This is a genomic window from Wenjunlia tyrosinilytica (genome assembly GCF_014646055.1).
Taxonomy (GTDB): Bacteria; Actinomycetota; Actinomycetes; order Streptomycetales; family Streptomycetaceae; genus Wenjunlia; species Wenjunlia tyrosinilytica.
Window position 1 is genome coordinate 145875 of sequence record NZ_BMMS01000015.1, and the last position, 26543, is coordinate 172417.

The following is a 26543-nucleotide window of genomic DNA, read 5'->3' on the forward strand; positions in this document are numbered from 1 at the left end:
GGGGGCTACCCCACGGAGACCGTGAAACGACGGGGGTTGCCGTCGTTCGCGGCGCCCGAGACATCGGGCGCCCCGTCGGGGCGCACGTCGTCGTACGGGAAGGCGTAGCCGATGGGTGTGTTGGCGTGGACGATCCGCGCCCAGTGGTTGGTCCTGGCGTCCTGGTAGTAGGCGCTGGACGGTGCGGAGTTCGGCTGGTCCGGGTAGGTCAGCAGCGTGCTGCGGTTGAATCCCGCGGCCAGCCGGGCGAGCAGGGCCTTCTTGATGTCGGAGTCGCCCGGGTTGTTGGTGAACGGGCCGTGGTCGCAGGTGAAGATGTCCTTGGACACCGGCTTGGCGAAGGTGTGGCCGCCATTGAAGGTCAGCACGCCCCCGCTGACCCGGCCGGTGTAGATCCCGCGGCCGTCCTGGGCGTCGATGCGCAGGTTGGTGGTGCTGTACTTCTGCCACACCGCGTCGATGTACGACGTCCAGTGCGTGCGGAACGGCATCTGGTCGGGGCGGTCGAAGTACGGCGCCATGTAGACCTGCGGTGCGATGGCCCGCAGCACATTGCCGCCCGACCGGATGACCAGCTTGTCCCAGGGCTGGCCGTCCTTGGCCGCCTGCGCGGTCAGGGCATTGGCGATGGAGCCGACGGCGCCGGACGGCAGCGGGGCGACCGTGTGGGTGGTGTTGCCCTCGAGGGTGAGCCCGATGGGCAGATTGGTGACCAGGTCGACGTAGCTGATGTTCGCGAAGAGCTGGGTCGTGTCGAAGGTGAACTCGCAGAACGACCAGGTCTTGGCGTAGTTGGGATCGGACGGGTTGGCGAACGACGGCTCGATGAGCGCGGGTCCCGGATTGACGAAGAACTGCAGAGTGCTGTCGCGCACGAAGTAGACACGGGCGCCGAACATCTGAGGCAGGGTCAGCACGGTGGCACCGCCGCCCGCGCTCTTGAGCGGTATGGAGCAGTCGACGGGCAGCGGGGTCTGCGGCGAGCCGGGGGACTGCAGGTAGTACTTGCTGCTGTCGGCACGGATCAGTATCCATTTGCCGGTGCCCTGCTCGTGGCCCGTCACATACGCGCGGACGGTGCCCGGCAGGCTCTTGTTCACCAGCGCGAGCTGACAGGTGGCCGGGGCCGCGGAGGCGCGGCTGTTCAGGAACGCGCCCGCCAGCGGGGTGGCGACGGCCGCTGCGCCGGCCGCGGCCAGGAAGGATCTGCGGGAAACCAAGGGGGGACCTCCGTGTAAGGGCGTGTGGGGGGAAGGGAATGGCGGGGAGGCGCGTCCCACACTGTGGCCAGAGCCTTGCGTTGCGTCAAGACTTTTTGCTGAGAACGCTCTCAGATCAAGGGAATCCTTCACTTCATGAACGCATTCCTGGGGGATAGCCTGCTGGGCAGCCACAACGCGGGGTCGGGAGGGGGCCATCGGTGGGGCACGGTGATGAGGGGCGATGAGTGAGGGCGGTGCGGCCGGGCCCGTGCTGGCGGCGAATCTGAAGGCACTGCGGGCCGAGCGGTCGCTCTCGCTCTCCGAGCTCGCGCGCAGGTCCGGGATCGCCAAGGGCACGCTGTCCCAGCTGGAGTCGGGGTCGGGGAACCCCACGATCGAGACGGTGTTCAGCTTGTCGAACGCCCTCCGGATCCCGGTCTCCAGCCTCCTGACCGAGCGCGTGCTGCCGGACGTGGTGGTCGTCCGGTCGGCGGGACTCGACGTGCTCAGCAGCAACGCCGTCGATCTGCGGATGCTGCGCCGCCTCGACGTTGCCTCGTCCGTGGTGGAGGTCTACGACCAGCGGGTGCGGCCGGGGCAGGTGCAGCACTCGGGCGGACATCCGGGGCTGGAGCACGTCGTGGTGGTGTCAGGTGTGCTCAGGGTCGGCCCCGAGGGGCACACGCACGAGCTAGGACCCGGCGACTATGTGTGCTTTCCGGCGCAGGGCCCGCACACCTACGAGACCGTCGGCGGCCCGGTGGCCTCGGTTCTGATCCTGGAGTACCCGGCGGATCCGGACGCGCCGAGGGCGGCCGCGCCCTGTGCCCTTGACCCGCACGTCGACTCGCCCTAGCGTCACCAGCGTTCATTTCGCTGAACGGTGGTGGTGGTGTTGAGCCCAGGTTCCACCCATGCCGACGTCGTGGTCGTCGGCGCCGGGGTCATCGGCGCCGCCTGCGCCGAGGCGCTCAGCGGACGGGGACTGCGTGTCACCGTGGTGGACCGGGGTGCGCCCGCCTCCGGCACCACCGCCTGCGGTGAGGGCAATGTCCTGGTCTCCGACAAGGCGGTGGGGCCGGAGCTGACGCTCGCTCAGGCATCCCGGCGTCTGTGGCCGGAGCTGCTCGACCGGCTCCGTGAGGAGGCCGGCCCCTCGCTCGCCGACGCCGAGTGGGACGAGAAGGGCGGGCTGGTCGTCGCCACGAGCGGCGCGGCGGCGCGGGCGCTCACCGGGTTCGCGGCGGGGCAGCGGGCGGCCGGGATCGACGCCCGGGAACTGCCGGAGGGCGGCGCCGCCGAACTCGAACCCCTGCTGACCCCGAAGGTGACCGCGGCGGTGCACTACCCCGAGGACGCCCAGCTCCAACCGGTGCTGGCCACGGCGGCGCTGCTCGCCGCGGTGACGCGGCGGGGCGGGTGTGTCGTGTCCGGGACGCCCGCGCTGGGCGTCGAGTCCGGCCGCGGGGGGCGGGTCACGGCGGTCACCACGCGGGACGGTGCGCTGCCGTGCGGGGCGGTGGTCAACGCGTGCGGGCCCTGGGCGGGCCACTTCGCCGCTGCCGCCGGCGCGCCGCTGACGGTCCTGCCGCGCCGGGGCATGGTGCTGGTGACCGGCCCACTGCCGGAGGCCACCGTGCGCCACAAGGTCTACGACGCCGACTACGTGGGCGCGGTGGCGGGCGACGACGCGGACCTGATGACGTCCACGGTGGTGGAGTCCACCAGGTCCGGCACGGTGCTCATCGGCTCCAGCCGCCAGCGGATCGGCTTCGAGGACTCCCTCCAGGTCCATGTGCTGCGCACCCTCGCCGCGAAGGCGGTCGCTCTCTTCCCGGCCCTGGGGCGGGTCCCGGTGATGCGCGCCTACGGCGGCTTCCGCCCCTACACACCGGACCATCTGCCGGTGATCGGCGAGGACCCCAGGTGCCCGGGCCTGTGGCACGCGACGGGACACGAGGGCGCGGGCATCGGCCTGGCCCCGGCCACGGGGAGGCTGCTCGCCGAACTGATGGTGGGCCTCCCGCCGCACGTGGACCCCTGGTCCTTCCGAGCGGACCGCCCGGCACTGACGAAGGGGCAGGCCCAGTGATCGCCACGGTGAACGGAGACCCGGTCCCCGTCCAATCGGGCCAGACGGTGGCCGCGGTCCTCCTGTCGCTGGGCCATGCCTCTTGGCGAAGCACGCGCAGGGGCGGTCGCCCCCGAGGAGTCTTCTGCGGCATGGGCGTGTGCTTCGACTGCCTGGTGGTCGTGAACGGTGTCCCCGACATCCGCGCCTGCCAACGCGTGGTGGAACCGGGCGACACCATCCGCTTCCAGTGGGGCGCTGAACTCCCGGCGGCGCAGCCGCAAAAGCGCGAGGCGGCGGGCGCCGACCACCCTGGCGCCGACCACCCGGGCGGTGAACGCCCGGATCCGGCAGGCCCCGACCCGGCGCGGCCGGAGCCCCACGCTCGGCCCCCCCGTTCTGACGAACAGTCAGGCGGCAGCCGGTCGGCCGAGGGGGAGGCGTGGTGAAGGTCGTCGTTGTCGGGGCGGGGCCGGCCGGGATGCATGCCGCGGTGGCGGCGGCTCGGGGCGGGGCCCGCGTCGTGCTCGTCGATTCCGCTCCGCAGGCCGGTGGGCAGTATTACCGGCGGCCTCCGGGGGGCACCGCAGCGCTGCCGCACGTGTTCGAGGAGCTGCGGCGCCAGCCGCGCATCGAGCATCTCCCGGACGCCACCGTGTGGGCCATGGAAGCCGTGCCCGGCGGCCTTCACCGCCTCCATGTGCAGCAAGGGCCCGCCGACGCGCCCGGACGGCGCTCCATGACCATCGAGGCCGCCGCCCTCGTGCTCGCCACCGGTGCCTACGACCGTGTGGTGCCGTTTCCCGGCTGGGATCTGCCGGGCGTCTACACCGCCGGTGCCGCACAAGCCCTCGCCAAGAGCCAGCGCGTCGCGGTCGGCCGCCGCGTCCTGGTCTGCGGAACCGGACCGTTCCTCCTCCCCGTCGCCCGGTCCCTGCTGGCAGTCGGAGCCGAAGTGGCCGGCGTTCTCGAAGCCAACGCCCCGGCAACCTGCCTGCGCGGCTGGCTGCGCCGCCCGGCGCACCCATGGCACCACCGCGCCAAGGCCGCCGAACTGGCCGGATACGCGGCCCTTCTCGCCCGCCACCGCGTCCCCTACCGGCCCCGCACGGCCGTGATCGCGGCCCATGGCACGGACCACGTCGAGGCCGTCACCACCGCGCGGCTCGACCCCGACTGGAACCCCGTCCCCGGCAGCGAACGCCGCTTCGCCGTGGACGCCGTGTGCGTCGGCCATGGCTTCACCCCCCAACTGGAGCCCGTGATCGCGGCCGGCTGCCGCACTCGCGGCGGCTTCGCCGAGGTCGACGACCGGCAGGCCACCTCCGTACCCGGGGTGTTCGCCGCGGGGGAGCTCACGGGGATCGGCGGCGCCGACCTCTCCGCCGCCGAAGGCACCGTCGCCGGATGCGCCGCCGCCCGCCATCTCGGCCATGCCCCCGACCCCGCCCGGGAAGCGGCCGCCCGCCGCCGTGTGCGCCATTGGCGCGACTTCGCCGCAGCCCTCGCCGCCGCACACCCGGTCCGCCCCGGCTGGCAGACGTGGGCGGCCGACGACACGCTCGTCTGCCGTTGCGAGGAAGTCACCGTCCGCGAGCTGCGGGACGCTGTCGAGCACCACCGCGCCCGCGGCGCACGCTCGTTGAAGCTGCTCTGCCGGGTCGGCCTCGGCCCGTGCCAGGGAAGGATCTGCGGCCGCAACGCCACCGAACTCGCCGACGCGTTCCTGCGCGAGCGCGGGGCACCGCCCCTGCTCGACCCGGACGCCGCGGCCAAACGCCCCCTGGCCGCCCCCGTCCGGCTGGCCGACCTCGCCACCCCGCCCACCGCGTACGAAGCCCAGGAGGGGACATGACCCACACGCCCGGCGCGGCGAGCGGCACGACCGCGCGGCCCCGCGCCCCGTACCCCGGACAGGTGGCCTGATGCGTGCCGCGCGGTGCTTCAGCGCCGTCGACTCGCACACCGAGGGCATGCCGACGCGCGTCGTCACGGGCGGCATCGGTGCCGTCCCCGGCGCGACCATGGCCGAGCGGCGCGAGTACTTCGCCGAACACCTCGACCACGTCCGTGAACTGCTCGTCAATGAGCCGAGGGGCCACGGAGCCATGAGCGGGGCCGTCCTCCAGCCGCCCACCCGACCGGACGCGGACTGGGGAGTGCTGTACATCGAGGTCTCCGGCCTGCTGCCCATGTGCGGGCACGGCACCATCGGCGTGGCCACCGTCCTCGTGGAGACCGGCATGGTCGAGGTGACCGAGCCGGTGACCACCGTCCGCCTCGACACTCCCGCCGGACTGGTCGAGGTCGAGGTCGCCGTCCGCGAAGGGCGCGCCGAGTCGGCCACGTTCCGCAATGTCCCCGCCTATGTCCACGCGCTCGACGAGGTGGTGGACGTGCCCGGCCACGGCAAGGTCCGCTACGACATGGCCTACGGCGGCAACTTCTACGCCATCCTCCCCCTCGCCGACCTCGGGATCCCGTTCGACAAGGCCGAGAAGGACCGGATCCTGGCCGCGGGCCTGGCCGTCATGGCGGCCGTCAACGAGCAACGACGGCCCCAGCACGCGCTCGACCCGGCCATCGGCGGCTGCAAGCACGTCCAGTTCACCGCCCCGGGCTCGGACGGAAGCCATGCCCGCAACGCCATGGCCATCCACCCCGGCTGGTTCGACCGTTCGCCGTGCGGCACCGGGACCAGCGCCCGCATGGCGCAGCTGCACGCCCGCGGTGAGCTGGCGCTGGGGGAGGACTTCGTCAACGAGGCCCTGCTCGGCGGCCGGTTCACCGGCCGCCTCGTGGAGACCGCCCACGTGGGGGACCGGGAGGCCGTCGTCCCCACCGTCACCGGCCGCGCCTGGATCACCGGCATGGGGCAGTACCTGCTGGACCCGTCCGACCCCTTCCCGAGGGGCTTCACGCTGTAGCGCCGCACACGGTCCAGGGCCGGGGCGGCTCAGGGCTGGAGGAGCACCTTGATGACGCCGTCCTCCTTGGTCTGGAACTTCTTGTAGCCCAGCGGGGCGTCCTCCAGCGGCATCTTGTGGGTGGCGAAGCCCTGGACACCCAAGGGGTCCTTGTCGGTGAGCAGCGGCAGGATGTCGTCCACCCAGCGCTTCACATTGGCCTGCCCCATCCGCAGATGCACCTGCTTGTCGAACAGCTTCAGCATCGGCAGCGGGTCCGCCATCCCTCCGTACACCCCGGTCAGCGAGATGGTGCCGCCGCGCCGCACGATCTCGATCGCCGTGTAGAAGGCCTGGAGGCGGTCGACCCCCGCGTGCTCCATCAGCTTCTGCGCCACGGTGGGCGGCAGCAGGCCGGTGACCTGCTGGGCCAGCTTGGCGGTGGGGGCTCCGTGCGCCTCCATCCCGACCGCGTCGATCACGGAGTCCGGTCCGCGCCCGTCGGTCAGGTCCCGGACCGTGTCCACCAGGTCCTTGGAGTGGTCGCTGAGGTCGATCGTGGTCACACCCCGGGCGCGTGCCCTCGCCAGCCGCTCCGGCACCAGGTCCACACCGATGACCTTCTCCGCCCCGCGATGCAGGGCCATCCGTGACGCCATGTCTCCGATGGGCCCGAGTCCCAGCACGGCCACGCTGCCGCCGGGCGGGATCTCCGCGTACTCCACCGCCTGCCACGCCGTGGGCAGGAGGTCGGACAGGTAGACGAACCGCTCGTCCGGCGGGCCCTGGGGCACCGTGATCGGGAGTGTGTTGCCGAACGGCACCCGCAGGTACTCGGCCTGGCCACCGGGCATCTGGCCGTACAGCTTGGTGTAGCCGAACTGCGCCGCGCCCATGCCGCGGTCGCGCACCTGGGTGGTCTCGCACTGCGAGTGCAGGCCCTTGGCGCACATGTAGCACGTTCCGCAGGAGACATTGAAGGGAATGACGACGCGGTCTCCCACCTTGACCCCCGTCACCTCCGCGCCCACTTCCTCGACGATGCCCATCGGCTCATGGCCGAGGATGTCGCCGGGGTCGATGAACGGGCCGAGCACCTCGTACAGGTGGAGGTCCGAGCCGCAGATCCCCGTCGATGTGATCTTCACGATGACGTCGGTCTGCCGGTGCAGCCGCGGGTCGGGGACCGTGTCCACCCGGACGTCGCGCTTTCCGTGCCAGGTCAGAGCCCTCATCGGTGCCTCCTTCCGTCCGCGCTGGTCCGCGGTCGGTGTTCGGGCGCGTCCGTCCGGGTAGCCAGCCTGCGGCCGTCCAAACGCGGGCCGGGGACCGTCCGATCGCCGGCGCCGCTCGCGGGCCTAGCCGGAGGCGGCCCGGCCGCGCTGGTTGAACCTGTCCGCCGCCCTCTCGTTGAGCACGCCCGCCAGACGGCGCAGCCGGGAGCGGGCGGTACGGGCGGGACCCGCCAGGTCCTGGCCCTCGACCAGGCCGGAGGGGGCTCCGCCCTCCGGCAGGAACCGGGCGACCAGGGTGCTCAGCCGGGTCGTCAGCACGGGGGCCAGGCCGTGGAACTTCGCCCCGGCGCGGGCCACCGGAGTCAGGACGATGCGGGTACGGCGGCGCTCGACGGCGTTGACGATGCGGGCCGCGGCCCGTTCCGCGTCCATCGACAGCAGCGGCAGTCCGGCGATGGCCGAGAACCAGGCGAACTCACGTTCGGCGTCGCCGCCGAACAGCGCGTGCACGGGCGCCGAGCCGGTCCGCATCAGCCCCGGGTGCACGGCGGTGACGGTGATGCCGTAGCGGGCCTGCTCCTCGTGCAGCCCCTCGGCCAGGGCGGCGACGGCGGCCTTGGCGCAGGAGTACGGCAGCAGGTGCGGCACCGCCAGCAGGCCGCCGATGGAGCCGATCAGCGCCAGTCGCCCGCCCGTGGAGCTGCGGCGCAGATGGGGCAGGGCCTCGAGGGAGGTGTTGAGGGCGCCGAAGAAGATCGAGTCCATGGCGCTGCGGAACTCGTCCGCTCCCACGGCGCCGACCGGCCCGACCTGGATGATGCCGGCGTTGCCGATGACGACGTCCACGCTGCCGGTGTCCCGCGCGGCATCGGCCATGAGCTTGCGCACGGCCTCGCGGTCCCTGACGTCGCAGACGGCGGTGCGGACCTCCACACCGGCCCGGGTGCGCAGCAGCTCGGCGGCCTCGTCCAGCTCGTGCGGGTCCCGGGCGGCCGCCGTCACCCGGCAGCCCCGGTCGGCAAGCTCTCGGGCGATCAGCAGTCCCAGGCCGCGTGAACCGCCGGTGACGACGGCGGACAGCCCCTCCAGGTCCGACATGGCGACCTCCTGGTCAATGGGTCGATGGGCGGATGCTTTGACAGGTTGCGGTGACAGGTTGCGGTGACAGGTTGGAGTGACAGGTTGAGTTGACAGGTTGAACGGTCGATCGCGGCCGACCGTGATCGATTGCGGTTGTCCGCACCTGGGTACCCGTCGTGCCCCCGAAGGAGTCACAGATGCCGCGGAAGGGTGAGCGCATGACCGAGCGACACGGTGACAAACCCGCTTCACGTCCCTCCCCCGTCCCCCGCGACCCCCAGGACCAGCAGGTGGGCGGCTTCGAGGGCCCCGACCCCTGGGATCCCGAGCACCCCCCGCAGGCGGGGGCCGCAACGGAGGACGAGGCCGCAACGGACGGCGAGGCTGCAACGGACGGCGAGGCCGCAGAGGGCGGCGAGAGCGTCACCGAGGAGAACCACACACCCGAGGAACCCACCGCCTGACCCCGGACGGCCCCCGGACGGCCCCCGCCCCCTAGGGCGCCCGGCGGGGGCTCGCCGCCGGGCGCCCAGGGGGCAGGCGTTGACATGACTGGTTCAGCTCCCTAGCGTTCGCGGGAAGAGTTAGTAAAGTTTCTTAACTTACCCGGCCACCTGGGAGACACGCCGTGTTCCTCCGCCTGGCACGACCACGCCGACGGGCCCACCTCGCTTCGCTCGCGACCGTAGGCCTCCTGGCCTTCGCCCTCCCCGCGGGCGCCGACTCTCCGCATCCGCACTCCCATCAGCGCCCCGCCGCCACCGCCGTCGCCTCGGCGCCGGGCGCGACGACACCGCTGGCGGGCTACGCCATCCAGTCCTCGGCCAAGGTCGACGACCCGCCCTCCGCCATCTCCGAACCGGGCTACCCGGCGAGCGGCTGGTACCCCGCGAGCCCCCGCTCGACCGTGCTCGCCGCGCTGCTGGCCAGCGGCAAGTACGCGGACCCGTTCTACTCGACCAACCTCAAGAACATCCCGGCGTCCGAGTTCTCCGTGCCGTGGTGGTACCGCTCCGACTTCACGGTCACCGACACCAGCGAGCGCACCTACCTCGACTTCAGCGGGGTGCTGTCCGCCGCCGACGTATTCGTCAACGGCAGCCAGGTCGCCGCCAAGGACCAGGTCGCGGGCGCCTACACCCACCATGAGCTCGATGTCACCGACCTCGTCAAGGGCGGCACCAACACGGTCGCCTTCCGGATCCAGCCCAATGACCCCAGGAAGAACCTGACCATGGGCTGGATCGACTGGCTGCAGCCGCCGCCCGACGAGAACATGGGCATCGTCCGCGACGTCCTGGTCCGCCGCGGGGGACCGGTGGCCCTGCGCGACGCCCATGTGACGACCCGGCTCGCCGTGCCCGCGCTGGACACCGCCGACCTCACCGTCAAGGCCAAGGCGCGCAACGACTCCGCGTCCCCCGTCACCGCGACGGTCTCCGGCACGATCGGCTCGGAGGCGTTCAGCCAGCAGGTGAGCCTGGCCGCGCACGAGACGAAGACCGTGACCTTCACGCCCGCCACCACCCCCCAGCTCCACCTGACCGACCCCAAGGTCTGGTGGCCCGCCGGGATGGGCGACCAGCCGCTGTACGACCTCGACCTGACCGCGACCGTCTCCGGCAGGAGCTCCGACACCGCTCATGAGAGCTTCGGCATCAGGGACGTCAAGGCGCCGCTCAACAGCGACGGGGCGCGCCAGTACTCCGTCAACGGCCGGCGGCTGCTGATCAAGGGCGGCGGCTGGTCCCCGGACGAGTTCCTGCGCTGGGACCGCACCTATGTCGAGGACCGCCTCAAGTACGCGCTCGACCTCGGCCTGAACACCATCCGGCTCGAGGGCCACATCGAGCCCGACGAGTTCTTCGACCTCACCGACCGCTACGGCATCCTCACCCTCCCGGGGTGGGAGTGCTGCGACAAGTGGGAGGGCAACAACAACGGCGGTGAGCCCGGCGACAAGTGGACCTCCGCCGACTTCCCCGTCGCCAAGGCGTCCATGGCCGCCGAGGCAGCCCGGCTGCGCGACCACCCCAGCGTCATCTCGTTCCTCATCGGCAGTGACTTCGCCCCCGACGCCACGGTCGAGAAGACCTATGTCGACGCGCTCAAGGCCGCCGACTGGCCCACCCCCGTGGTCTCCGCCGCCTCCGACAAGTCCTCGCCGATCACGGGTCGTTCGGGCATGAAGATGACAGGGCCCTATGACTGGGTGCCACCCAACTACTGGTACGCCAAACGCGAGGGCGGAGCCACCGGCTTCAACTCCGAGACCAGCGCGGGCCCCGACATCCCCACGCTCGACACCTTGAAGCGGATGATGTCGCCGAGCGAGCTCGAGACCCTGTGGAAGAACCCCTCGGCCAAGCAGTACCACCGCTCGCCGTCCGGGACCTTCAGCGATCTCAAGATCTTCGGCAACGCGCTGGGCGGCCGCTACGGCCCACCGTCAGGGCTCGAGGACTACGTGCGCAAGGCGCAGCTCGCCCAGTACGAGGCGGTCCGCGCCCAGTTCGAGTCCTACGGGCGCAATGCCACCGACGGCTCGAAGCCGGCGACCGGCGTCGTGTACTGGATGTTCAACAGCGGCTGGACCTCGCTGCACTGGCAGCTCTTCGACCGCTACATGGACCAGGGCGGCGCCTACTTCGGCGCCAAGAAGGCCAATGAGCCGCTGCACATCCAGTACTCCTACGACTCCCGCTCGGTGGTCGTGGTCAACAACCGGCACGGCTCGGCGTCCGGACTCACCGCCCGGGTGAGCCTGTACAACACCGACGGGACAAGGAAGTTCGACCAGAGCGCCACGGGAGTGAGCGTCCCCGGCGACGGCGGCAAGGCCAAGGCTCTGACCGTCCCCTCCGACGTCGGCGGCCTGTCCACCACCTACCTCGCCAAACTCGTGCTCACCGACAGCTCCGGCAAGGAGGTCTCCCGCAACGTCTACTGGCTCTCCACCAAGCCCGACGTCCTCGACTGGGACAACACCGACTGGTACTACACCCCGACCACCAGCTACGGCGACCTCAAGGGCCTGAACAGCATGGCGAAGGCGACCGTGACCGCGGGCGCCCGGACCACGGCCAACGGGGACGGGACGGCGACGACCACCGTCACCCTGCGCAACACCGGCACCGGCCGGACGCCCGCCCTGCTGACGGACGCCCATGTCGTCGGCGCCGACGGCACCCCAGTGCTGCCGGTGGAGTGGAACGACAACGAGGTGAGCCTGTGGCCCGGTGAGTCGGCCACCCTCACCGCCACGTACCGCACCTCGGACCTCCATGGGTCCCGGCCGTCGGTGCGGATCTCCGGGTGGAACACGGCGACCTCGACCGTGCCCGCGGCCAGTCGCCGGTGACCGAATCGCGGGTGACCAGCCGTCGGTGACCGAACCGTCGGTGACGAACCGACGGTGACCATGTCGCCCGCCACCGAGTAGGGAAGGGCCGGGACACCGGACCGCCCCCTCGCCCCTCGCCGGGGCGAGGGGGCTCCGCCCCGCGAGGGAGCCCCGCCGCGAGGGGGATCAGGTGCGAGGGGGCTCGGCCGAGAGGGCCCGCTCTGCCGCGGAGGCGAGGCGGGGCCGCCGGGCGCGGCGGGGGGCTCAGGGCGTCCAGTCGCCGCGGTCCAGCGCGTACTCGACGTCCCCGTGCTCCGCGCCCTCGATGTACTCCGGCCATGTCTCGTGAAGGGTGCGCACGTACGTCAGTCCGGCCTTCTCCATCACCCGGCGGGACCCGGTGTTGACGCTCATCGTGGTGGCGACCACCCGCCGGACCCCGAGCTCGGTGAAGCCCTTGCGCACCAGCGCCCGTGCCCCCTCGGTGGCACAGCCCCTGCCCCAGGCGCGGGTGCGCAGCCGGTAGCCGAGTTCGACCACCTCGCCGCTGCCCGCCTCCACGGGCCGGAACTCGAACCAGCCCAGGAAGCCCCCTGCGGCCCTGTCCACCGCCGCCCAGAAGCCCAGCCCCGGGGAGCGCTCGTAGAGGGCCATGATCCCCGGCAGGATCTCGTTCCGGACCGCCTCCCGGGTGGGCGGCTCCCCGGTCCCGATGAAGCGCAGGACACCGGGGTCGCGGTCCAGGGCCGTCAGATCGTCCGCATCGGCCTCGGTGAACCGGCGCAGCACCAGCCTCTCGGTCTCCAGAAAGATCTCCACAGGGCGATCCTCGCCCGGCGGGCGGCCCCGGCCAACCGGATTTCGCCGCCGCCAGGACAGGGGCCGGCGGCTCTACCGGCGGCTCTAGGGGGTGCGCTGCTCGAAGACGCGGTCCCTCGCCTCGCCGAGCGCCGTGGCCACGGCCCCGAGCAGGACCGCGTCCTCGCCCAGCGCGCTGGCGGCCACCTTGGGCCGCAGCGGGCTCAGTCCGTGCAGGGTCTGTTCCACCGTGCGCAGCAGCAGGTCCGCGCTGTGGCCCACGCCGCCGCCGAGCACCACGAGGTCGGGGTCGAGCACCGCGGCCACGGCCGCCACGACATGGGCGAGCCGCTCACCCTCCTGGCGCACCGCGGCGACCGCCGCCGGCACACCCTGACGGGCCGCCTCGAAGACACCCTTGGCGGTCAGCGGGCCGGTCATCCCCAGATCCCTCGCGGCCCGCACCACCGCGTCCGCCGCGACCGCGTTCTCCAGGCTGTGCCGGTCCCCGCTCTTGGGGTCGACGACCGCCGAGGAGGGGCGCGGGAGCAGGGGCAGGAACCCGATCTCGCCCGCCGCGCCGTGCGCCCCGGTGAACAGCCGCCCGTCGGCGACGACACCCATGCCGAGGCCGGTGCCGATCATGACGTAGACGAACAGCCGGCTGTTCTTGCCCGCGCCGAAGGTGTACTCGCCGAGCGCTGCCAGGTTGGCGTCGTTGTGCACCGACAGCGGTGTGCCCAGTTCCTCCCGCATCCGGTCCAGCAGACCGCTGCGCCCCCAGCCGGGCAGGTTCACGGCGTAGCGCACCCGCCGCTGTCCCGGGTCGTACACGCCGGGTGTGCCCACGACGGCATGGGCGATCTTGGCCGGGTCGACGCCGGCGTCGGCGACCACCTGCCGGGCGGCGCCGACCACCAGGTCCGCCATGGCGGCGGCACTGCGCCCGCGGTTGCGCACGTCGGAGCGGGCGATGACCGTCCCGTCGAGGTCGGCGGCCGCCACCCGCAGCCAGGCCCGGCCGATGTCCAGGCCCAGTACGTATCCGGCCGCGGGGTCGGGCTCGTAGAGCACGGCGACCCTGCCGCGCTCGGGGGTGTGGCGGCCGGCCTCACGGACGAGCCCGGCCTGTTCGAGGGAGGCGAGGGCGCTGGAGACCGTCGGCTTGGACAGGCCGGTCTCACGGGCGAGCTGGGCGCGGGAGGAGGGTCCGTCGGCGCGCAGGCGCTCCAGCAGCATCCGTTCGTTGTTGCTGCGCAGCCGCTGCCGGTTCCAGGGCTGCTCCTCGCCGCGGTCGCTGTTGGTCATCGCACCCTTCGGGCGGTTCGGGGCGGCCGGAGGGCACCGGACGCGCGGGGATGGACGGCGTCACTGTACGTGGCGCGGGGCGAGCGTTGGAACGCGTTGATTTTCAGCCGTTCGAAACCCTTGACGCACAAAGTAAAGCTACTTAACTTAATCACGCCCTGCTAGGGGCTCCTGATCCACGCACACCTTTGAGCCAGGGAGGCCCCCGGTGTCCGGCACCCCGCCCGCAAGCCCGCCCGCAAACCCGTCGGCGAAGGAGCCGAACGGCGGATTCGTCCGCCGTATCGGCCTGTTCCAGGCCACCGCCATCAACATGAGCCAGATGTGCGGAATCGGACCGTTCGTCACCATCCCGCTCATGGTCGCCGCCTTCGGCGGGCCGCAGGCTGTCGTGGGGTTCATCGCCGGCGCCGTACTCGCCCTCGCCGACGGACTCATCTGGGCCGAGCTCGGCGCCTCCCTTCCCGGCGCCGGAGGCTCGTACGTCTACCTGCGCCAGGCCTTCCAGTACCGCAGCGGCAAGCTCATGCCGTTCCTGTTCGTCTGGACGGCGATGCTGTTCATCCCGCTGATCATGTCGACGGGCGTGGTCGGCTTCGTGCAGTACCTCGGGTACCTGTGGCCCGACATGAGCGACACTCAGGGCGACTTGATCGGCATCGGCATGATCGTCCTGGTCATCGCCCTGCTCTGGCGCGGTGTCGAGCACATCGCCCGCATCACCGCGGTGATGTGGGGCGTGATGATCGCCTCGGTCGTGCTGGTCATCACCGCGGCGTTCACCAACTTCGACGCCGACAAGGCGTTCACCTACCCTTCGCACGCGTTCGACCTGAACACCAGCGGCTTCTGGGTCGGCTTCGCGGCGGGCCTGACCATCGGCATCTACGACTACCTCGGCTACAACACCGCCGCGTACATGGGCGCCGAGATCAAGGAGCCCGGCCGCACCCTGCCGCGCGCCATCGTCTACTCCATCCTCGGCATCATGGGGATCTACCTGCTCCTGCAGATCGGCACCCTCGGCGTCGTCGACTGGCACCGGATGCTCGACTCCGACTCCATCGCCTCCAAGTCCGTCGCCTCGGCGGTCCTCGAGGAGACCTGGGGCAAGGGCTGGGCGGACTTCGTCACCGTCCTGATCCTCATCACCGCCTTCGCCTCCGTCTTCGCCGGGCTGCTCGGCGGCTCCCGGGTGCCCTACGACGCGGCCCGCGACCGGGTCTTCTTCCGCCCCTACGGCAAACTCCACCCTCGCCACCGCTTCCCCGTCCTGGGGCTGGCCACCATGGGCGTCGTCACCGCCGGAGGCTTCCTCATAGGCCGGCACACCGACCTCGCCACGCTCATCCAGCTCCTGACGACCGTCATGGTGATCGTCCAGGCGCTCGCCCAGGTCATCGCGGTCACGGTGCTGCGCCGCCGCCAGCCCTCGCTGAGGCGGCCGTACCGGATGTGGCTGTACCCGCTGCCGAGCGTCGTGGCGCTCGTCGGCTGGCTGGTGATCTACGGCTACGCGGACAAGAACTCACCCGGGCGGCACCCCATCGAGTGGTCGCTGGCCTGGGTGCTCGCGGGCTGCGTGGCCTTCCTGCTGTGGGCGCGCTTCGAGAAGGTCTGGCCCTACGGACCCAAGGATGTCAGCGAGGAGTACCTGCACGGCGCCGACCCCGACACCGTCCCGGCCCCGGTCGCCTCGGCGGACCAGGCGTAGCCCCGGGCCGAGTACCGGGGGAGGGCCAGGCTGAGGACCGGGGGAGGGCCAGGCTGCGGACTGGGGAGGGCCGGTCGAAGGGTGGCCGGTGAGAGGATCAGAGGCCGCAGCAGGGCCGAACACGGGCGGGGCCCGGCCGTCACTCGGACGGCCGGGCCCCGCTCGGCGTTGCGCGGAACAGTCCGTCAGTTCCGGTGGCTCACCAGGGTGTGCAGGTCGACACCCTCACCGGTCGCCTTCCGCGTGGCGGACGGCTTCGGGTCGGGCAGCGCCTTGCACGTGGCGTCGGGACCTGGCCGGGAGGCCGGCAGCGCCCCGGTGTCCAGGTACTTGGCCAGCCACTTGTCGAGGCAGGCGTTGCCGCTCAGCGTGATGCCGTGGTTGCCGCCGCCCTCCTCGACCACCAGGCGCGACTTCTTCAGCAGCTTGTGCACCGCGACACCGCCGCTGTACGGGGTGGCGGCGTCGTCGGTCGCCTGGAAGAGCAGCGCCGCCGGGATGCGGTTGTTCGAGACATTGGTGGGCTTGAGCGACGTGGTCGGCCAGAAGGCGCACGGAGCGTTGTACCAGGCGTTGTTCCAGGCCATGAACGGCGCCTTGGCGTACACCTTCTCGGTGTCCTTGTGCCAGGTCTTCCAGTCGCGCGGCCAGGCGGCGTCACGGCACTGCACCGAGGTGTAGATGCTGTAGCCGTTGGTGTCGTCCGTCGCACCGAAGTTGTCGTACAGGTCCACCAGCGCCTGCTGGTCGCCGTGCCGGACGTAGGCGGAGAAGCCCGCGGCCAGTGCGGGCCAGTAGCCGTTGTAGTACCCGCCCGGGATGAACGAGTCCTCCAGCTCGGCCGGGCCGACCTTGCCCTTGGCCGGGTTCGTGCGCATCTTCTCGCGCATCGCGTACCACTTCTTCAGCACGTCCTTGCCGTGTGTGCCGAGGTGGTAGGTCGTGTTGTTCTTGGCGACCCAGGACGCGAACGCCCGGTGGCGGGCGTCGAAGGCGTAGTCCTGGCTGATGTTGTCCTCGTACCACACGCCGTTGGGGTCGACGATGCTGTCGAGGACCAGACGGCGCACGCGCTGCGGGAAGAGCTTGGCGTAGACGGCGCCGAGGTAGGTGCCGTACGAGTAGCCGAAGTAGTTGATCCTGGCCGCCCCGAGCGCGGCCCGGATGCGGTCCATGTCCCTGACGGCGTCGCGCGTGTGAATGTGCTTCAGCAGGCTGCCGTACTTGGTGCCGCACGCCTTGGCGAACGAGGCGGCACGCTGGATGTTCTTCGACTCCTCGGCCTTGCTGTGGGGCACCGAGTCGGGACGGATCGGCTTGAAGTACCCCGGCTTGCAGTCCAGGGCGGGCTCACTCGATCCGACACCGCGCGGGTCGAAGCCGACGATGTCGTACTGGGCGGCGACCTTCTTCGGCAGCGAGCGGGCCACGAAGCCCGCCAGGCCCAGACCGCTGCCACCGGGGCCCCCGGGGTTCACCAGCAGCGGGCCCTGGGAATGGGCCGCGGTGTGAGGGACGCGCGACAGCGCGAGTCTGATCTTCTTCCCGCTCGGCTTGGCGTAGTCCAGGGGGACGCTGATCTTGGCGCACTCCATGGTCGGGTTGTTCGTATCGCCGCAGTTCTTCCAGGCGATGGACGCCGAACCCGCGGGCGCCGAGGGAGACCGGCCGACTGCTGTCGACGGAACAGCCGAGACAAGGCCTGATGCCATCGCCGTCAAGGCGATGGCCACCGCTGCGGTTCGTCTCACGTGACCTCCAGACACGAGGGATGCGTCGGCACGGGCAGCACCGACCTCGCAGATGCTGTCGTGCCCGGGGCGCCCGGGGCTAGGGTTCGAGGGCGCGCAATATTGAATGGATGGCGTGACTTTGCCGGAATGTGAGGCCCCGTCGGGAGTGCGACACCCCCTTGTGGGCCGCCTGGCGGCGGTATGCGCCCCAGGTATCTGCACTGGTGGCACGGCCGGGAAGGTGATTGTCTGGACAGGTCGGGGACAGTCGCACGTGAAAAGCGGTGAGCGTGGTGAACGATCCCGGGATGTCCCTGGCGAAGACCCTGGCCGGCATCGCCCAGGACCTGCACTCCTTCGAGAGCTGGGAGGAGACCCTGCAGGGCATCGTCGAAGCCGCCCGTCTCACGATCGACGGCGCCGACGGCGCGGGGATCATGCTGCTGCGGCGCAAGGGCGCGGTGGAGAGCCCCGCCTACACCGGCGATCCGGTGCTGGCCTGCGACCGCGTCCAGGCGGAACTGGGCGAGGGCCCCTGCGTCGAGGCCCTGTGGGACGCCCCGGTGGTCCGCATCGACGACATGGCCCGTGAGGAACGGTGGCCGAACTTCGCCCGGTGCGCCGTCGAGCTCGGTGTCCAGAGCATGCTGGCGTGCCGCCTGTCCACCCAGGCCGAGGTGCTGGGTTCGCTGAATCTGCACTCCCGCCGCCCCAAGGCGTTCGACGAGGACGCCGACCAGATGACCGAGGTCTTCGCCGCGCATGCCTCGATCGCGCTGGCGGACGCGCACCTGAGCACCACGCTGCGGTCGGCCGTCACCTCCCGGCAGGTCATCGGGGAGGCGACCGGCATCCTCATGGAGCGCTACGGGATCTCGTCCCGGCAGGCGTTCGGCATGCTGGTCACGGCGTCGCAGCACATGAATGTGAAGCTGCGGATCGTGGCCGAGGACGTGGTGCGCACACGGCGCGACCCCGGGGGCGCCGTGCCCGGTCGCTGAGGCGGCGCGGGAGCCGTGCGGGTGGCAGGAGGGGCAAAGCACGCGTGGAGGTCACGGCCGCGGCCCGAAACCTCCACGCTCCCCCGAGGAGCGCCCAGTCAGGACTCCCCAGGATCCACCCCGGCTACCCCCCGAAGCGGCTGTTGAATCGCGCGTTCACACAATGGGCACCGGTATCGGCCGACCCCGACGCGTGGGGCCGCGCGAGCAATCGGCGAGGCGCGGTGCCCGGGGGATCACCGGGGCCGACGGCGCCGGGGCACGACGGGGCCCCGACCGGAACGGGGGCCCGGTCGGGGCCGGTCCTGCTGTCGCGCGCGTGGTGCGCGACGATCACGCTTCCGTCAGCAGGCCCGTCCGGAGCCGGGTCAGGGTGCGGGCCAGCAGTCTGGAGACATGCATCTGGGAGATTCCCAGCTCCTCGCCGATCTGCGCCTGCGTCATCTCCTCGCCGAACCTCATCCGGAGGATGAGCCGGTCCCGCTCACCGAGCTGGGCGAGCAGCGGCGCCAGAGCGTGGAAGTCCTCGACGAGTTCCATCGCGGGGTCGACCTCGCCCAGCCGGTCCGCCAGCGGGCTGGTGGTCTCGTCCTCCTCGATCTGGGCGTCCAGGGAGGAGGCGCTGTAGGAGTTGGCCGCGACCAGGCCCTCCATGATCTCTTCCTCGGAGAGGTCGAGGCACTCGGCGAACTCGGCCACCGTGGGAGAGCGGTCGAGCTCCTGGGACAGGACGTCCCTGGCCTTGGCCAGATCCAGGCGCAGCTCCTGGAGTCGGCGCGGCACACGGACCGCCCAGCTGGTGTCACGGAAGAAGCGCTTGATCTCACCGACGATGTAGGGCACCGCGAAGGTGGGGAACTCGACCTCGCGGGACAGCTCGAAGCGGTCGATCGCCTTGATCAGGCCGATCGTGCCGACCTGGACGATGTCCTCCATCGACTCCGAGCGGCTGCGGAAGCGGGACGCGGCGAACTTCACCAACGAGATGTTGAGCTCGATCAGCGTGTTGCGCACGTACTGGTATTCGCGGGTGCCCTCCTCCAGCTCCGCCATGCGGTTGAAGAACACCTTCGACAGGGCGCGCGCGTCCGACGGCGAGACCCGTCCGGGGTCCTCGATCATCGGCAGCTCGGGGCTCACCTGCGGCTCCACCTCGGTGGTCGGCGAATCGGTGGTCACTCCCAGCAGCACGGCGTCCATCTCGTCCCCTCCAGGTTCCGGGTTCCACTGCGAACGTGGGGAGCGGTTACCCGGCATCACCGAACGCATGCCTGTGTACACGCCGGTTTTTTCTCCGGTTCTCGCTCCGGGGCCGGCTCCGGGACGCCTGCTAGCCGTCCGCGCGGGCACCTCAGACGCCGTTGACCAGGCGCAGGTACAGCGTCCAGTCCCAGTAGCGGCCGGGGTCGGTGTGATCGGCGCCGGGGACCTCCGAGTGCCCGATGATGTGGTCGCGGTCCTTGGGCAGGCCGTACCGGTCGCAGACCGCGGCCGTCAGGGCGGCGGAGGAGCGGTACATGGCATCGGTGAAGTAGCGCGGCTGATCCACCCACCCCTCGTGCTCGATGCCGATGCTGCGGGTGTTGTAGTTCCAGTTCCCGGCATGCCACGCGATGTCCCGCTCACGCACGCACTGCCCGATGTGGCCGTCCGCCGAGCGCACCACATAGTGCGTGGAAGCCTTGTGCGCCGGGTCCTGGAACAGCCGGATCGTGTCGTCGTACGTCTCCTGGGCCACATGCACGACGACGAACTGGACCGGATAGCTCGACGGCCGCTCGGAGACGGTGTAGTTCGCGGTGTCGGCCGGGGTCCAGTACGTGGGCGGATAGCCGTCGGGGGCCGAGGACGCGCGCCGCGCGCGCCCGGAACCAGTGCCGAACGACGAGGGCGCGGCCGCGGCCAGCCCCGCCGCGGCCGCGCCGAGGGTCACCCCGCCCCGCAGCAACGCACGCCTGGATGCCTTCGGGGCGGGGAGGTCTCTCACGTGTTCCACAGGTTCTCCTTCGTGTGTGCGCATGCGTGTGCGCATGCGTGGGCCTGGACGGCATGTCTGCGGACGCAATGCATTTCGGACGCATGTGCCGGACGCATGTGCCGGACGCGGGTTCCGACGTGTCCGAACCTGTGTCCGGACACGGCCTTCGGTGTGGTCGCCAATCCGTCCCGCCCTCGGCTGCGAAACACTTGTGGCATCGGCAGGCCGTCATGGCCGCAGCGGGCGAGGAGTCGCGGGTGGAGCATCGGGCGTTGGTTCTACGGACTCGGCCCGCCGAGGTGCGGGCGGCGGTGCTCGTGCTGCACGGCGGGCGGGCGGACGGTCTCGGGGTGGTCAAGCCCTGGCATCCGGCGGCCGTCCGCATGAGGCCGTTCCGCAGGGCGATCGAGCGGGCCGTGCAAGGGCGCGCAGTGGCCGTGGGGGAGGTGCGCTACCGGCATCGCGGGTGGAACGGCTCGCGGGCCGACGCCGCACAGGACGCCGCCGCCGCGCTGGAGGAGCTGGAGGCCGCGCTCGGCCCCGTGCCGGTCGTGCTCGTGGGGCACTCCATGGGCGGCCGGGCCGCGCTGCGTGTCGCCGGGCACCCCGCGGTGGACTCCGTCGTGGCCCTCGCCCCGTGGTGCCCCGAGGGGGAGCCGGTGGCTCATCTCGCGGGCCGCCGTGTCGTCGTCCTGCACTCCGACCGGGACGGTGTGACCGACCCGGAGGGCTCGTGGGAGTTCGCCCTGCGCGCCCGAGCCCGCGGCGCCCGGGTGTGCAGGCTGGTGGTCGCCGGGAGCGACCACGCGATGCTGCGCCGGGCCGGGGACTGGCACAAGGCCACCACCCGTCTGGTCCGGGGCCTGCTGGGTCTGGCCGATCTGCCGCAGGACGTGGCCGACGCGCTGGACGAGGGCGACCGGGGAGCGGGCGGGCTCAAGCTCGCTCTCGGCCCGGCCCGCGAGCCCGGGCCCGTTCCCGCCCCCTGACCGGTCCGCGAACCCGCCTGACGGCAGACCGGAGGGCCGACCCGCGAACCCGACCCCCGCGCCGTGACCGCCGGGCGGACGCACTTCGCCGACGCCCTAACGGGCCGGGCCGGGGAGCGTCCGCCCCGGGCCCCGTCGCGCCGTCTCCGCCGCGGCGGCGATATTGCGGGCCATCCCGCCGAAGACGGTGGAGTGGAAGGGGGAGACGCTCCACCAGTAGGCATGACCGGCCAGCCCTCGCGGATGGAACAGTGCCCGCTGCCGGTAGCGCGAGCGCCCGGGCCCGTCCTCCTCGACGGCCAGTTCCAGCCAAGCCAGCCCCGGCAGCCGCATCTCCGCCCGCAGCCGCAGCAGGCGCCCCGGCTCGATCGCCTCCACCCGCCAGAAGTCCAGCGCTTCGCCGACCCTCAGCCGTGCCGCGTCCCTGCGGCCGCGCCGCAGCCCCACACCGCCGACCATCCGGTCCAGGCCGCCGCGAACCGCCCAGGCCAGGGGGAACGAGTACCAGCCGTTCTCGCCGCCGATACCCTCGACCACCCGCCACAGCGTCTCCGGCGGCGCGTCCACCGGCCGGGTCCGCACATCCGTGTAGAGGCTCCCGCCCGCCCAGTCGGGGTCGGTGGGCAAGGGGTCGCTGGGCGCTCCGGGCACGGACGCGGAGGACCAGCGGGTGGCCACATCCGCTTCGCGGACCCGCTTCAGCGCCAGGCGCAGCGCCTCGTCCACGGAGACCGGACCGCCGGGCGGGTCGGGCACGTAGGCCGCGATGTCGTGCCCGGCGCACACGACCTCGTGCCGCAGCGACTCCGCGAGCGGCCGCGCGATGGAGCCGGGCACGGGCGTCACCAGGCCCACCCACAGGCTGGACAGCCTCGGGGTGAGCACCGGCACGGGCAGGATCACTCGCCGCGGCAGGCCGGCGACGGCCGCGTAACGCTGCATCATGTCCCGGTAGGTGAGGACGTCGGGGCCGCCGATGTCGAAGGCCCGGTTGACCTCGGGCGGCAGCCGCGCCGCTCCCACCAGGTACCGCAGCACATCCCGGACGGCGATCGGCTGGATGCGCGTGCGCACCCAGCTCGGCGTGACCATCACGGGCAGCCGCTCGGTCAGGTAGCGCAGCATCTCGAACGACGCCGACCCCGATCCGATGATCACCGCGGCCCTCAGGACGGCCGTGGGCACCCCCGAGCCGAGAAGGACGCGGCCCACCTCGGCGCGCGAGCGCAGATGCGGTGACAGTTCCTCCTCCGGGACGCCGTCGGGGGTGAGCCCGCCCAGGTAGACGATGCGCCGCACTCCCGCCGCACGCGCCCGCTCGCCGAAGGTCCGGGCGGCGCGGCGGTCGGTCTCCTCGAAGCCGCTTCCGGTGCCGAGCGCGTGGACGAGGTAGTAGGCCACGTCCACGCCCTCCATGGCCGCGCCCAGCGAGTCCGCGTCGGTGACGTCCCCGCGGACGCTTCGCACCTGCCCGGCCCAGGGGTGGTCGCGCAGCTTCTCCGGGGAGCGGGCCAGGCAGCGCACGCGGTGCCCGGCCCGGAGGAGCTCGGGCACGAGCCGGCCGCCGATGTAGCCGGTGGCCCCCGTGACGAGGCAGTTCAATGGCGCTTCGTGGGACATGTCGGCACACCTACCCGATTTGGGCGCCCGGCCTTCCGATCATGGCCGACCGTGCTCCGGAAGGGGGGTTTCGGACAACGAGGGGTGCGGCGAGGACCCGCCCGGTGGCGCAATCGACTCGCCACGAGTGGTGCTCGCGGGTCTCGAATGCTTGTCTCGACGGCGGCACGGACATTCGGGGGAAACGTGTGCATCCGCACCGGGTGCGGCGGGCCCCTGGCTCGTTCGACCCCAACGATCTGTACACGTTCCGCATTCGTATGATTGCCTGAAGTCACCTTGGTCGAAGCTGGGGGAGGATCGTGTCCGGACTCGATGTGCGCCGTCCGCAAGCCGGTCAGCGTTACCGGGCCATTTCGGAATCGTTGTGGACGGAGATCCGCAACGGTCAGATCCCGCCAGGAGGGCGGCTGCCCTCGGAGCGGACTCTCGCGACGCGCTACGGGGTGCACCGGCTGACCGTGCGCCGGGCGCTCCAGGAGTTGAAGGGGCAGGGGCTCGTCTACGCGGACCGGCGCGGCACATTCGCCCGGGAGCGGACGGCGCTCGCCTCGGTGGACCGCATGGCCGAGGCCCCCGCGCAGGACGGCTTCCCCGGGGGTATCGCCCTCCGGGAATCGGACACCCCTCGAGTGGCCTGGTTCGGCTTCGCCCCGGCCGCCGAGGAGCACCGCACGCTCCTGGGGGTGGAGGCGGGAGCCCGGGTGCTCGCGCACCACCACGAGGTGGTCGAGGGCGACCGGGTCGTGCAGGTGGCGACGTCGGCGTTCGGCTCGGCCGTCGTGGCCGAGGTGCCGCACCTGCTGCGGGAGTCCATCGCCGCCGCGGCCGGGCGTGAGCCCGATGTGCGCGACGCCTACCGGTGGATGCGCGACGCGGGGCTTCGGCCCCGGCGCAGGGACTCGGTGACCGTGCGGAACGCCCGGTCGGAGGGGGAGGGCGGTGCCGGGGTGGAGGGCCCGGTGATGGTCGTCTACCGGGTCGTGCGCGACCAGTACGGGCGCTCCCTGGCGACCACCCGCTTCGAGATCGCCGCCGACCGCGCCGAGCTGGTCTACGGCTAGCGGGCGCCCCATGGACGGCCGGCGGGCGGACCGGGCTCGGGGCGGCCGCCGGCATCGTGGCCGCTGCTGCCGTCGCTACCCAGGTGAATCGATTCTGCTTGAACGGGTCCGGTGGAACGGTCCGGGCTCATGGGGCCGACAGGGGATCTGACGCACCGTCGATCAGTATTATATCCGTATATGTCGAGAGAAAAGTAAGGGTCCCAGAGGGCGGATGTTGCCATATCCGGGGTACGCAACTTACGTTTGCGTAACCTACGGACCCGTAGGTGACAGCCGACCTCCCAGGAGTCACCGTGACCATTGCCCCCTCCCTCCACAGCAGCTCGGCGGCCTGGACCGACGCGCGGTTGCTGTACGCCCTGGAGGAGGTGGTGGAGACGGAACTCAATCGCCACCTGAAGGTCGCCAAGGAGTGGATGCCCCACGAGTACGTCCCGTGGAGCGACGGGCGGAACTTCGACGGGATCATGGGCGGGGACGCGTGGGAGCCGGAGCAGTCCAAGGTCAGCGAGATCGGCCGGATCGCCCTGGTGGTCAACCTCCTCACCGAGGACAACCTGCCCAGCTACCACCACGAGATCGCGTCCCTCTTCGGCCGTGACGGCGCCTGGGGCACCTGGGTGCACCGCTGGACGGCCGAGGAGGGCCGGCACGGGATCGTGATGCGCGACTACCTGCTGACCAGCCGGGCGGTCGACCCCGTGGAGCTCGAGCGCTTCCGGATGGAGCACATGTCGGCCGGGTTCGAGTCCGACAACCGGCACAGCATGCTCCACTCGGTGGCCTACGTGGCCTTCCAGGAGCTCGCCACCCGGGTCTCGCACCGCAACACCGGCCACCTGTCCGGCGACCCCGTGTGCGACCGCATGCTCGCCCGGATAGCGACGGACGAGAACCTCCACATGGTCTTCTACCGCAACCTGCTCGCGGCGGCGCTCGAGCTCGCCCCCGACGAGTCCCTGCGGGCCATCGCCGACGTGGTGACCGGCTTCCGGATGCCCGGCCACGGCATGCCCGGCTTCGAGCGCTCGGCCGCCCGGATGGCCATAGGCGGCGTGTACAACCTGCGTATCCACCACGACGACGTGCTCCAGCCGGTCCTGCGCCATCTGAAGGTGCTCGAGATCACCGGCCTCGGCCCCGAGGGCCTGAAGGCCCAGGAGGAGCTCGGGCAGTTCATGGGCGGCCTCGACAGCCAGGCCACGAAGTTCGACGAGCGGCGTGAGGCGTTCCTGGCCCGCCGCCAGGCGCGTTCCGAGAAGTAGCCGCCACCGGACGCCGGACAGCCGTCTCCCGGGCCTCCTGAGGGGCCCGGCGCGCCCTCCAGGCCCATCCAAGGGCACACGGCGCCGATCCCGGGGCGCTGGATCCGGGGCGCAAGGCGCACATCAGCGGGCGACGGCCTCAACGGGGGGAGGCCGCACCCGGGACCCCTTCGCAACCAACGGGACCCCTTCGCAAGCCCGGACCCGGTCCCGCCTCGCCCGACCCGGTCCAACGCCCTCAGCCCGTCTCAGCCGGGCACCGTTGCCGCGCGCCCCGCTCCGGCCCCCTCAGCGGGGAGCGGTCGACTCCAGGACGCGGTCGTGCTCGCCGGAGCCCCCCGTCGGCATCGCCGGATGGCGTCCGATCACCACGATCCCGGCCACGATGCACACCAGCCCCGCCGCCTCCAACGCCAGCGCCCCCGGGGTGACCCGCAGCCGGTCGCCGAGGAAGCCGACGCCGCACGCGATGCCGGCCAGCGGCTGGGCGGCGGTCAGAGCGGGCAGGGACATCCGCAGTGGGGCTGTCTCGAAGGCACTTTGGACCAGCACAAGGCCGGCCACTCCCAGCGCCAGGACGGCGTAGAGCTGCCAGCCGACCACCAGCCTCCCCAGGCCGCCTTGCGTGAACAGCTCGCCGGAGACCCGCGTCATGGCGTCCTGGAGCCCGTACAGCAGCCCCGCGGCCAGGGCCAGGACCGTGGCCTCCTCGCACAGCGGCAGCCGCCGCGCGAAGGCCGCCAGCAGTATCGCCAGCCCCACGACCACACCGAAGACCAGCCAGTGCCTCAGCGGCCCCGCCGGACCGCTGCCCTCCGTGGGCTGGCCGCCGATGATGAACGAGGTCACCCCCAGCGCCAGCAGGCACACCCCCGCCCAGCCCGTGCGCCCGAGCGGCTGCCTGGTCAGCCATCTGGACAGTGCCATGGCGAACAGCAGATTCGTCGCGGTCAGCGGCTCCACCGCGGAGACCGAGCCCATGGAGAGCGCGATCGCGCCCAGCACCTGTCCGCCGATCACGCACGCCATGCCGATCAGCCACTGCGGCATCCGGGCCAGGTCGAGGAGCAGCCGCAGCGAGAGGAAATCGGACAGCGGAGCCTTCTGGGCGGCGTGCTGTTGCAGCACAAACCCGAGTCCCAGCAGGCACGCAGCTCCCACACCCAGCAGGAACACCGCCACGTCTCACACCTCACATCACCGGCGCACCGGACCGCTGGCATCGAGACTAAC

The 26543-nt window shown here is 71.7% G+C and carries 23 protein-coding genes; 13 read left to right on the top strand and 10 right to left on the bottom strand.

Annotated features, from left to right (window positions below):
* Positions 1-5 precede the first annotated feature (5 nt).
* Entirely contained in the window at positions 6-1220 is a 1215-nt protein-coding gene (locus tag IEY86_RS18580) for a glycoside hydrolase family 64 protein (RefSeq protein ID WP_189132864.1), read from the bottom strand.
* Between the two features lie 223 nt (positions 1221-1443).
* Here IEY86_RS18580 and IEY86_RS18585 point away from each other — a divergent pair, with 223 nt between their 5' ends.
* The 5 genes from IEY86_RS18585 (at position 1444) to IEY86_RS18605 (ending at position 6200) form a co-directional block, all read left to right on the top strand.
* Positions 1444-2058, top strand: a complete 615-nt coding sequence (locus IEY86_RS18585; RefSeq protein ID WP_189132865.1) for an XRE family transcriptional regulator — start codon at positions 1444-1446, stop codon at positions 2056-2058.
* Positions 2059-2097: 39 nt separating this feature from the next.
* Positions 2098-3294, top strand: coding sequence for an NAD(P)/FAD-dependent oxidoreductase (locus IEY86_RS18590; protein ID WP_229698552.1), 1197 nt, complete (start codon positions 2098-2100; stop codon positions 3292-3294).
* Entirely contained in the window at positions 3291-3722 is a 432-nt protein-coding gene (locus IEY86_RS38100) for a (2Fe-2S)-binding protein (RefSeq protein WP_189132866.1), read from the top strand. The genes IEY86_RS18590 and IEY86_RS38100 overlap by 4 nt, the downstream gene beginning before the upstream one ends.
* A complete protein-coding gene (locus tag IEY86_RS18600) occupies positions 3719-5128 on the top strand; it encodes an FAD-dependent oxidoreductase (RefSeq protein ID WP_189132867.1) in 1410 nt (469 codons plus the stop codon). The genes IEY86_RS38100 and IEY86_RS18600 overlap by 4 nt, the downstream gene beginning before the upstream one ends.
* A 70-nt stretch (positions 5129-5198) precedes the next feature.
* On the top strand, positions 5199-6200 hold the full coding sequence (locus tag IEY86_RS18605; protein ID WP_189132868.1) for a proline racemase family protein: 1002 nt from the start codon (positions 5199-5201) through the stop codon (positions 6198-6200).
* A 29-nt stretch (positions 6201-6229) separates the two neighbouring features.
* Here IEY86_RS18605 and IEY86_RS18610 read toward each other — a convergent pair whose 3' ends face one another.
* Both IEY86_RS18610 and IEY86_RS18615 read right to left on the bottom strand, forming a co-directional pair.
* Positions 6230-7414 (bottom strand): zinc-dependent alcohol dehydrogenase, encoded by a 1185-nt coding sequence (locus IEY86_RS18610; protein WP_189132869.1) that lies wholly within the window; start codon positions 7412-7414, stop codon positions 6230-6232.
* A gap of 123 nt (positions 7415-7537) precedes the next feature.
* Entirely contained in the window at positions 7538-8512 is a 975-nt protein-coding gene (locus IEY86_RS18615) for an SDR family NAD(P)-dependent oxidoreductase (RefSeq protein ID WP_189132870.1), read from the bottom strand.
* 200 nt (positions 8513-8712) lie between these two features.
* Here IEY86_RS18615 and IEY86_RS18620 point away from each other — a divergent pair, with 200 nt between their 5' ends.
* Positions 8713-8958, top strand: a complete 246-nt coding sequence (locus tag IEY86_RS18620) for a hypothetical protein (RefSeq protein WP_189132871.1) — start codon at positions 8713-8715, stop codon at positions 8956-8958.
* A 164-nt stretch (positions 8959-9122) separates the two neighbouring features.
* Positions 9123-11855: a glycoside hydrolase family 2 protein gene (locus IEY86_RS18625; RefSeq protein ID WP_189132872.1), complete on the top strand. Its 2733-nt coding sequence runs from the start codon at positions 9123-9125 to the stop codon at positions 11853-11855.
* A 246-nt stretch (positions 11856-12101) separates the two neighbouring features.
* Here IEY86_RS18625 and IEY86_RS18630 read toward each other — a convergent pair whose 3' ends face one another.
* Both IEY86_RS18630 and IEY86_RS18635 read right to left on the bottom strand, forming a co-directional pair.
* The gene (locus tag IEY86_RS18630) at positions 12102-12656 is read right to left on the bottom strand and encodes a GNAT family N-acetyltransferase (RefSeq protein ID WP_189132873.1); all 555 of its coding nucleotides are present in this window, start codon (positions 12654-12656) and stop codon (positions 12102-12104) included.
* A gap of 84 nt (positions 12657-12740) precedes the next feature.
* A complete protein-coding gene (locus IEY86_RS18635) occupies positions 12741-13943 on the bottom strand; it encodes an ROK family transcriptional regulator (RefSeq protein WP_189132874.1) in 1203 nt (400 codons plus the stop codon).
* A gap of 208 nt (positions 13944-14151) precedes the next feature.
* Here IEY86_RS18635 and IEY86_RS18640 point away from each other — a divergent pair, with 208 nt between their 5' ends.
* Positions 14152-15657, top strand: coding sequence for an APC family permease (locus IEY86_RS18640; protein WP_189132875.1), 1506 nt, complete (start codon positions 14152-14154; stop codon positions 15655-15657).
* A gap of 185 nt (positions 15658-15842) precedes the next feature.
* Here IEY86_RS18640 and IEY86_RS18645 read toward each other — a convergent pair whose 3' ends face one another.
* Positions 15843-17252 carry an alpha/beta hydrolase gene (locus tag IEY86_RS18645; RefSeq protein ID WP_373287050.1) on the bottom strand — a complete coding sequence of 470 codons (1410 nt, stop codon included), beginning with the start codon at positions 17250-17252 and terminating at the stop codon, positions 15843-15845.
* Between IEY86_RS18645 and IEY86_RS38105 the strand changes: the two genes are divergently transcribed.
* Together IEY86_RS38105 and IEY86_RS18650 are read left to right on the top strand one after the other, a co-directional pair.
* Complete coding sequence (locus tag IEY86_RS38105; protein WP_373287051.1) at positions 17251-17412, top strand: hypothetical protein; 162 nt, start codon at positions 17251-17253, stop codon at positions 17410-17412. The genes IEY86_RS18645 and IEY86_RS38105 overlap by 2 nt on opposite strands.
* Before the next feature lie 286 nt (positions 17413-17698).
* On the top strand, positions 17699-18391 hold the full coding sequence (locus tag IEY86_RS18650; protein WP_189132876.1) for a GAF and ANTAR domain-containing protein: 693 nt from the start codon (positions 17699-17701) through the stop codon (positions 18389-18391).
* A gap of 333 nt (positions 18392-18724) precedes the next feature.
* Here the strand turns inward: IEY86_RS18650 and IEY86_RS18655 are convergent, their stop codons facing one another.
* Positions 18725-19591 (bottom strand): RNA polymerase sigma factor SigF, encoded by an 867-nt coding sequence (locus IEY86_RS18655; protein ID WP_189132877.1) that lies wholly within the window; start codon positions 19589-19591, stop codon positions 18725-18727.
* A gap of 151 nt (positions 19592-19742) precedes the next feature.
* On the bottom strand, positions 19743-20411 hold the full coding sequence (locus tag IEY86_RS18660) for an N-acetylmuramoyl-L-alanine amidase (protein WP_189132878.1): 669 nt from the start codon (positions 20409-20411) through the stop codon (positions 19743-19745).
* A 230-nt stretch (positions 20412-20641) separates the two neighbouring features.
* Here IEY86_RS18660 and IEY86_RS18665 point away from each other — a divergent pair, with 230 nt between their 5' ends.
* Entirely contained in the window at positions 20642-21358 is a 717-nt protein-coding gene (locus IEY86_RS18665) for an alpha/beta fold hydrolase (RefSeq protein ID WP_308425150.1), read from the top strand.
* A 96-nt stretch (positions 21359-21454) separates the two neighbouring features.
* Here the strand turns inward: IEY86_RS18665 and IEY86_RS18670 are convergent, their stop codons facing one another.
* Entirely contained in the window at positions 21455-22978 is a 1524-nt protein-coding gene (locus IEY86_RS18670) for an SDR family oxidoreductase (protein WP_189132880.1), read from the bottom strand.
* A gap of 302 nt (positions 22979-23280) precedes the next feature.
* On the opposite strand from IEY86_RS18670, the gene IEY86_RS18675 reads away from it, so the two are divergent.
* Together IEY86_RS18675 and IEY86_RS18680 are read left to right on the top strand one after the other, a co-directional pair.
* Positions 23281-24042, top strand: coding sequence for a GntR family transcriptional regulator (locus tag IEY86_RS18675; RefSeq protein ID WP_189132881.1), 762 nt, complete (start codon positions 23281-23283; stop codon positions 24040-24042).
* A gap of 296 nt (positions 24043-24338) precedes the next feature.
* A complete protein-coding gene (locus IEY86_RS18680) occupies positions 24339-25310 on the top strand; it encodes an acyl-ACP desaturase (RefSeq protein WP_189132882.1) in 972 nt (323 codons plus the stop codon).
* Positions 25311-25598: 288 nt separating this feature from the next.
* On the opposite strand, the gene IEY86_RS18685 is transcribed toward IEY86_RS18680, so the two are convergent.
* Entirely contained in the window at positions 25599-26492 is an 894-nt protein-coding gene (locus IEY86_RS18685; protein WP_189132883.1) for a DMT family transporter, read from the bottom strand.
* Positions 26493-26543 lie beyond the last annotated feature (51 nt).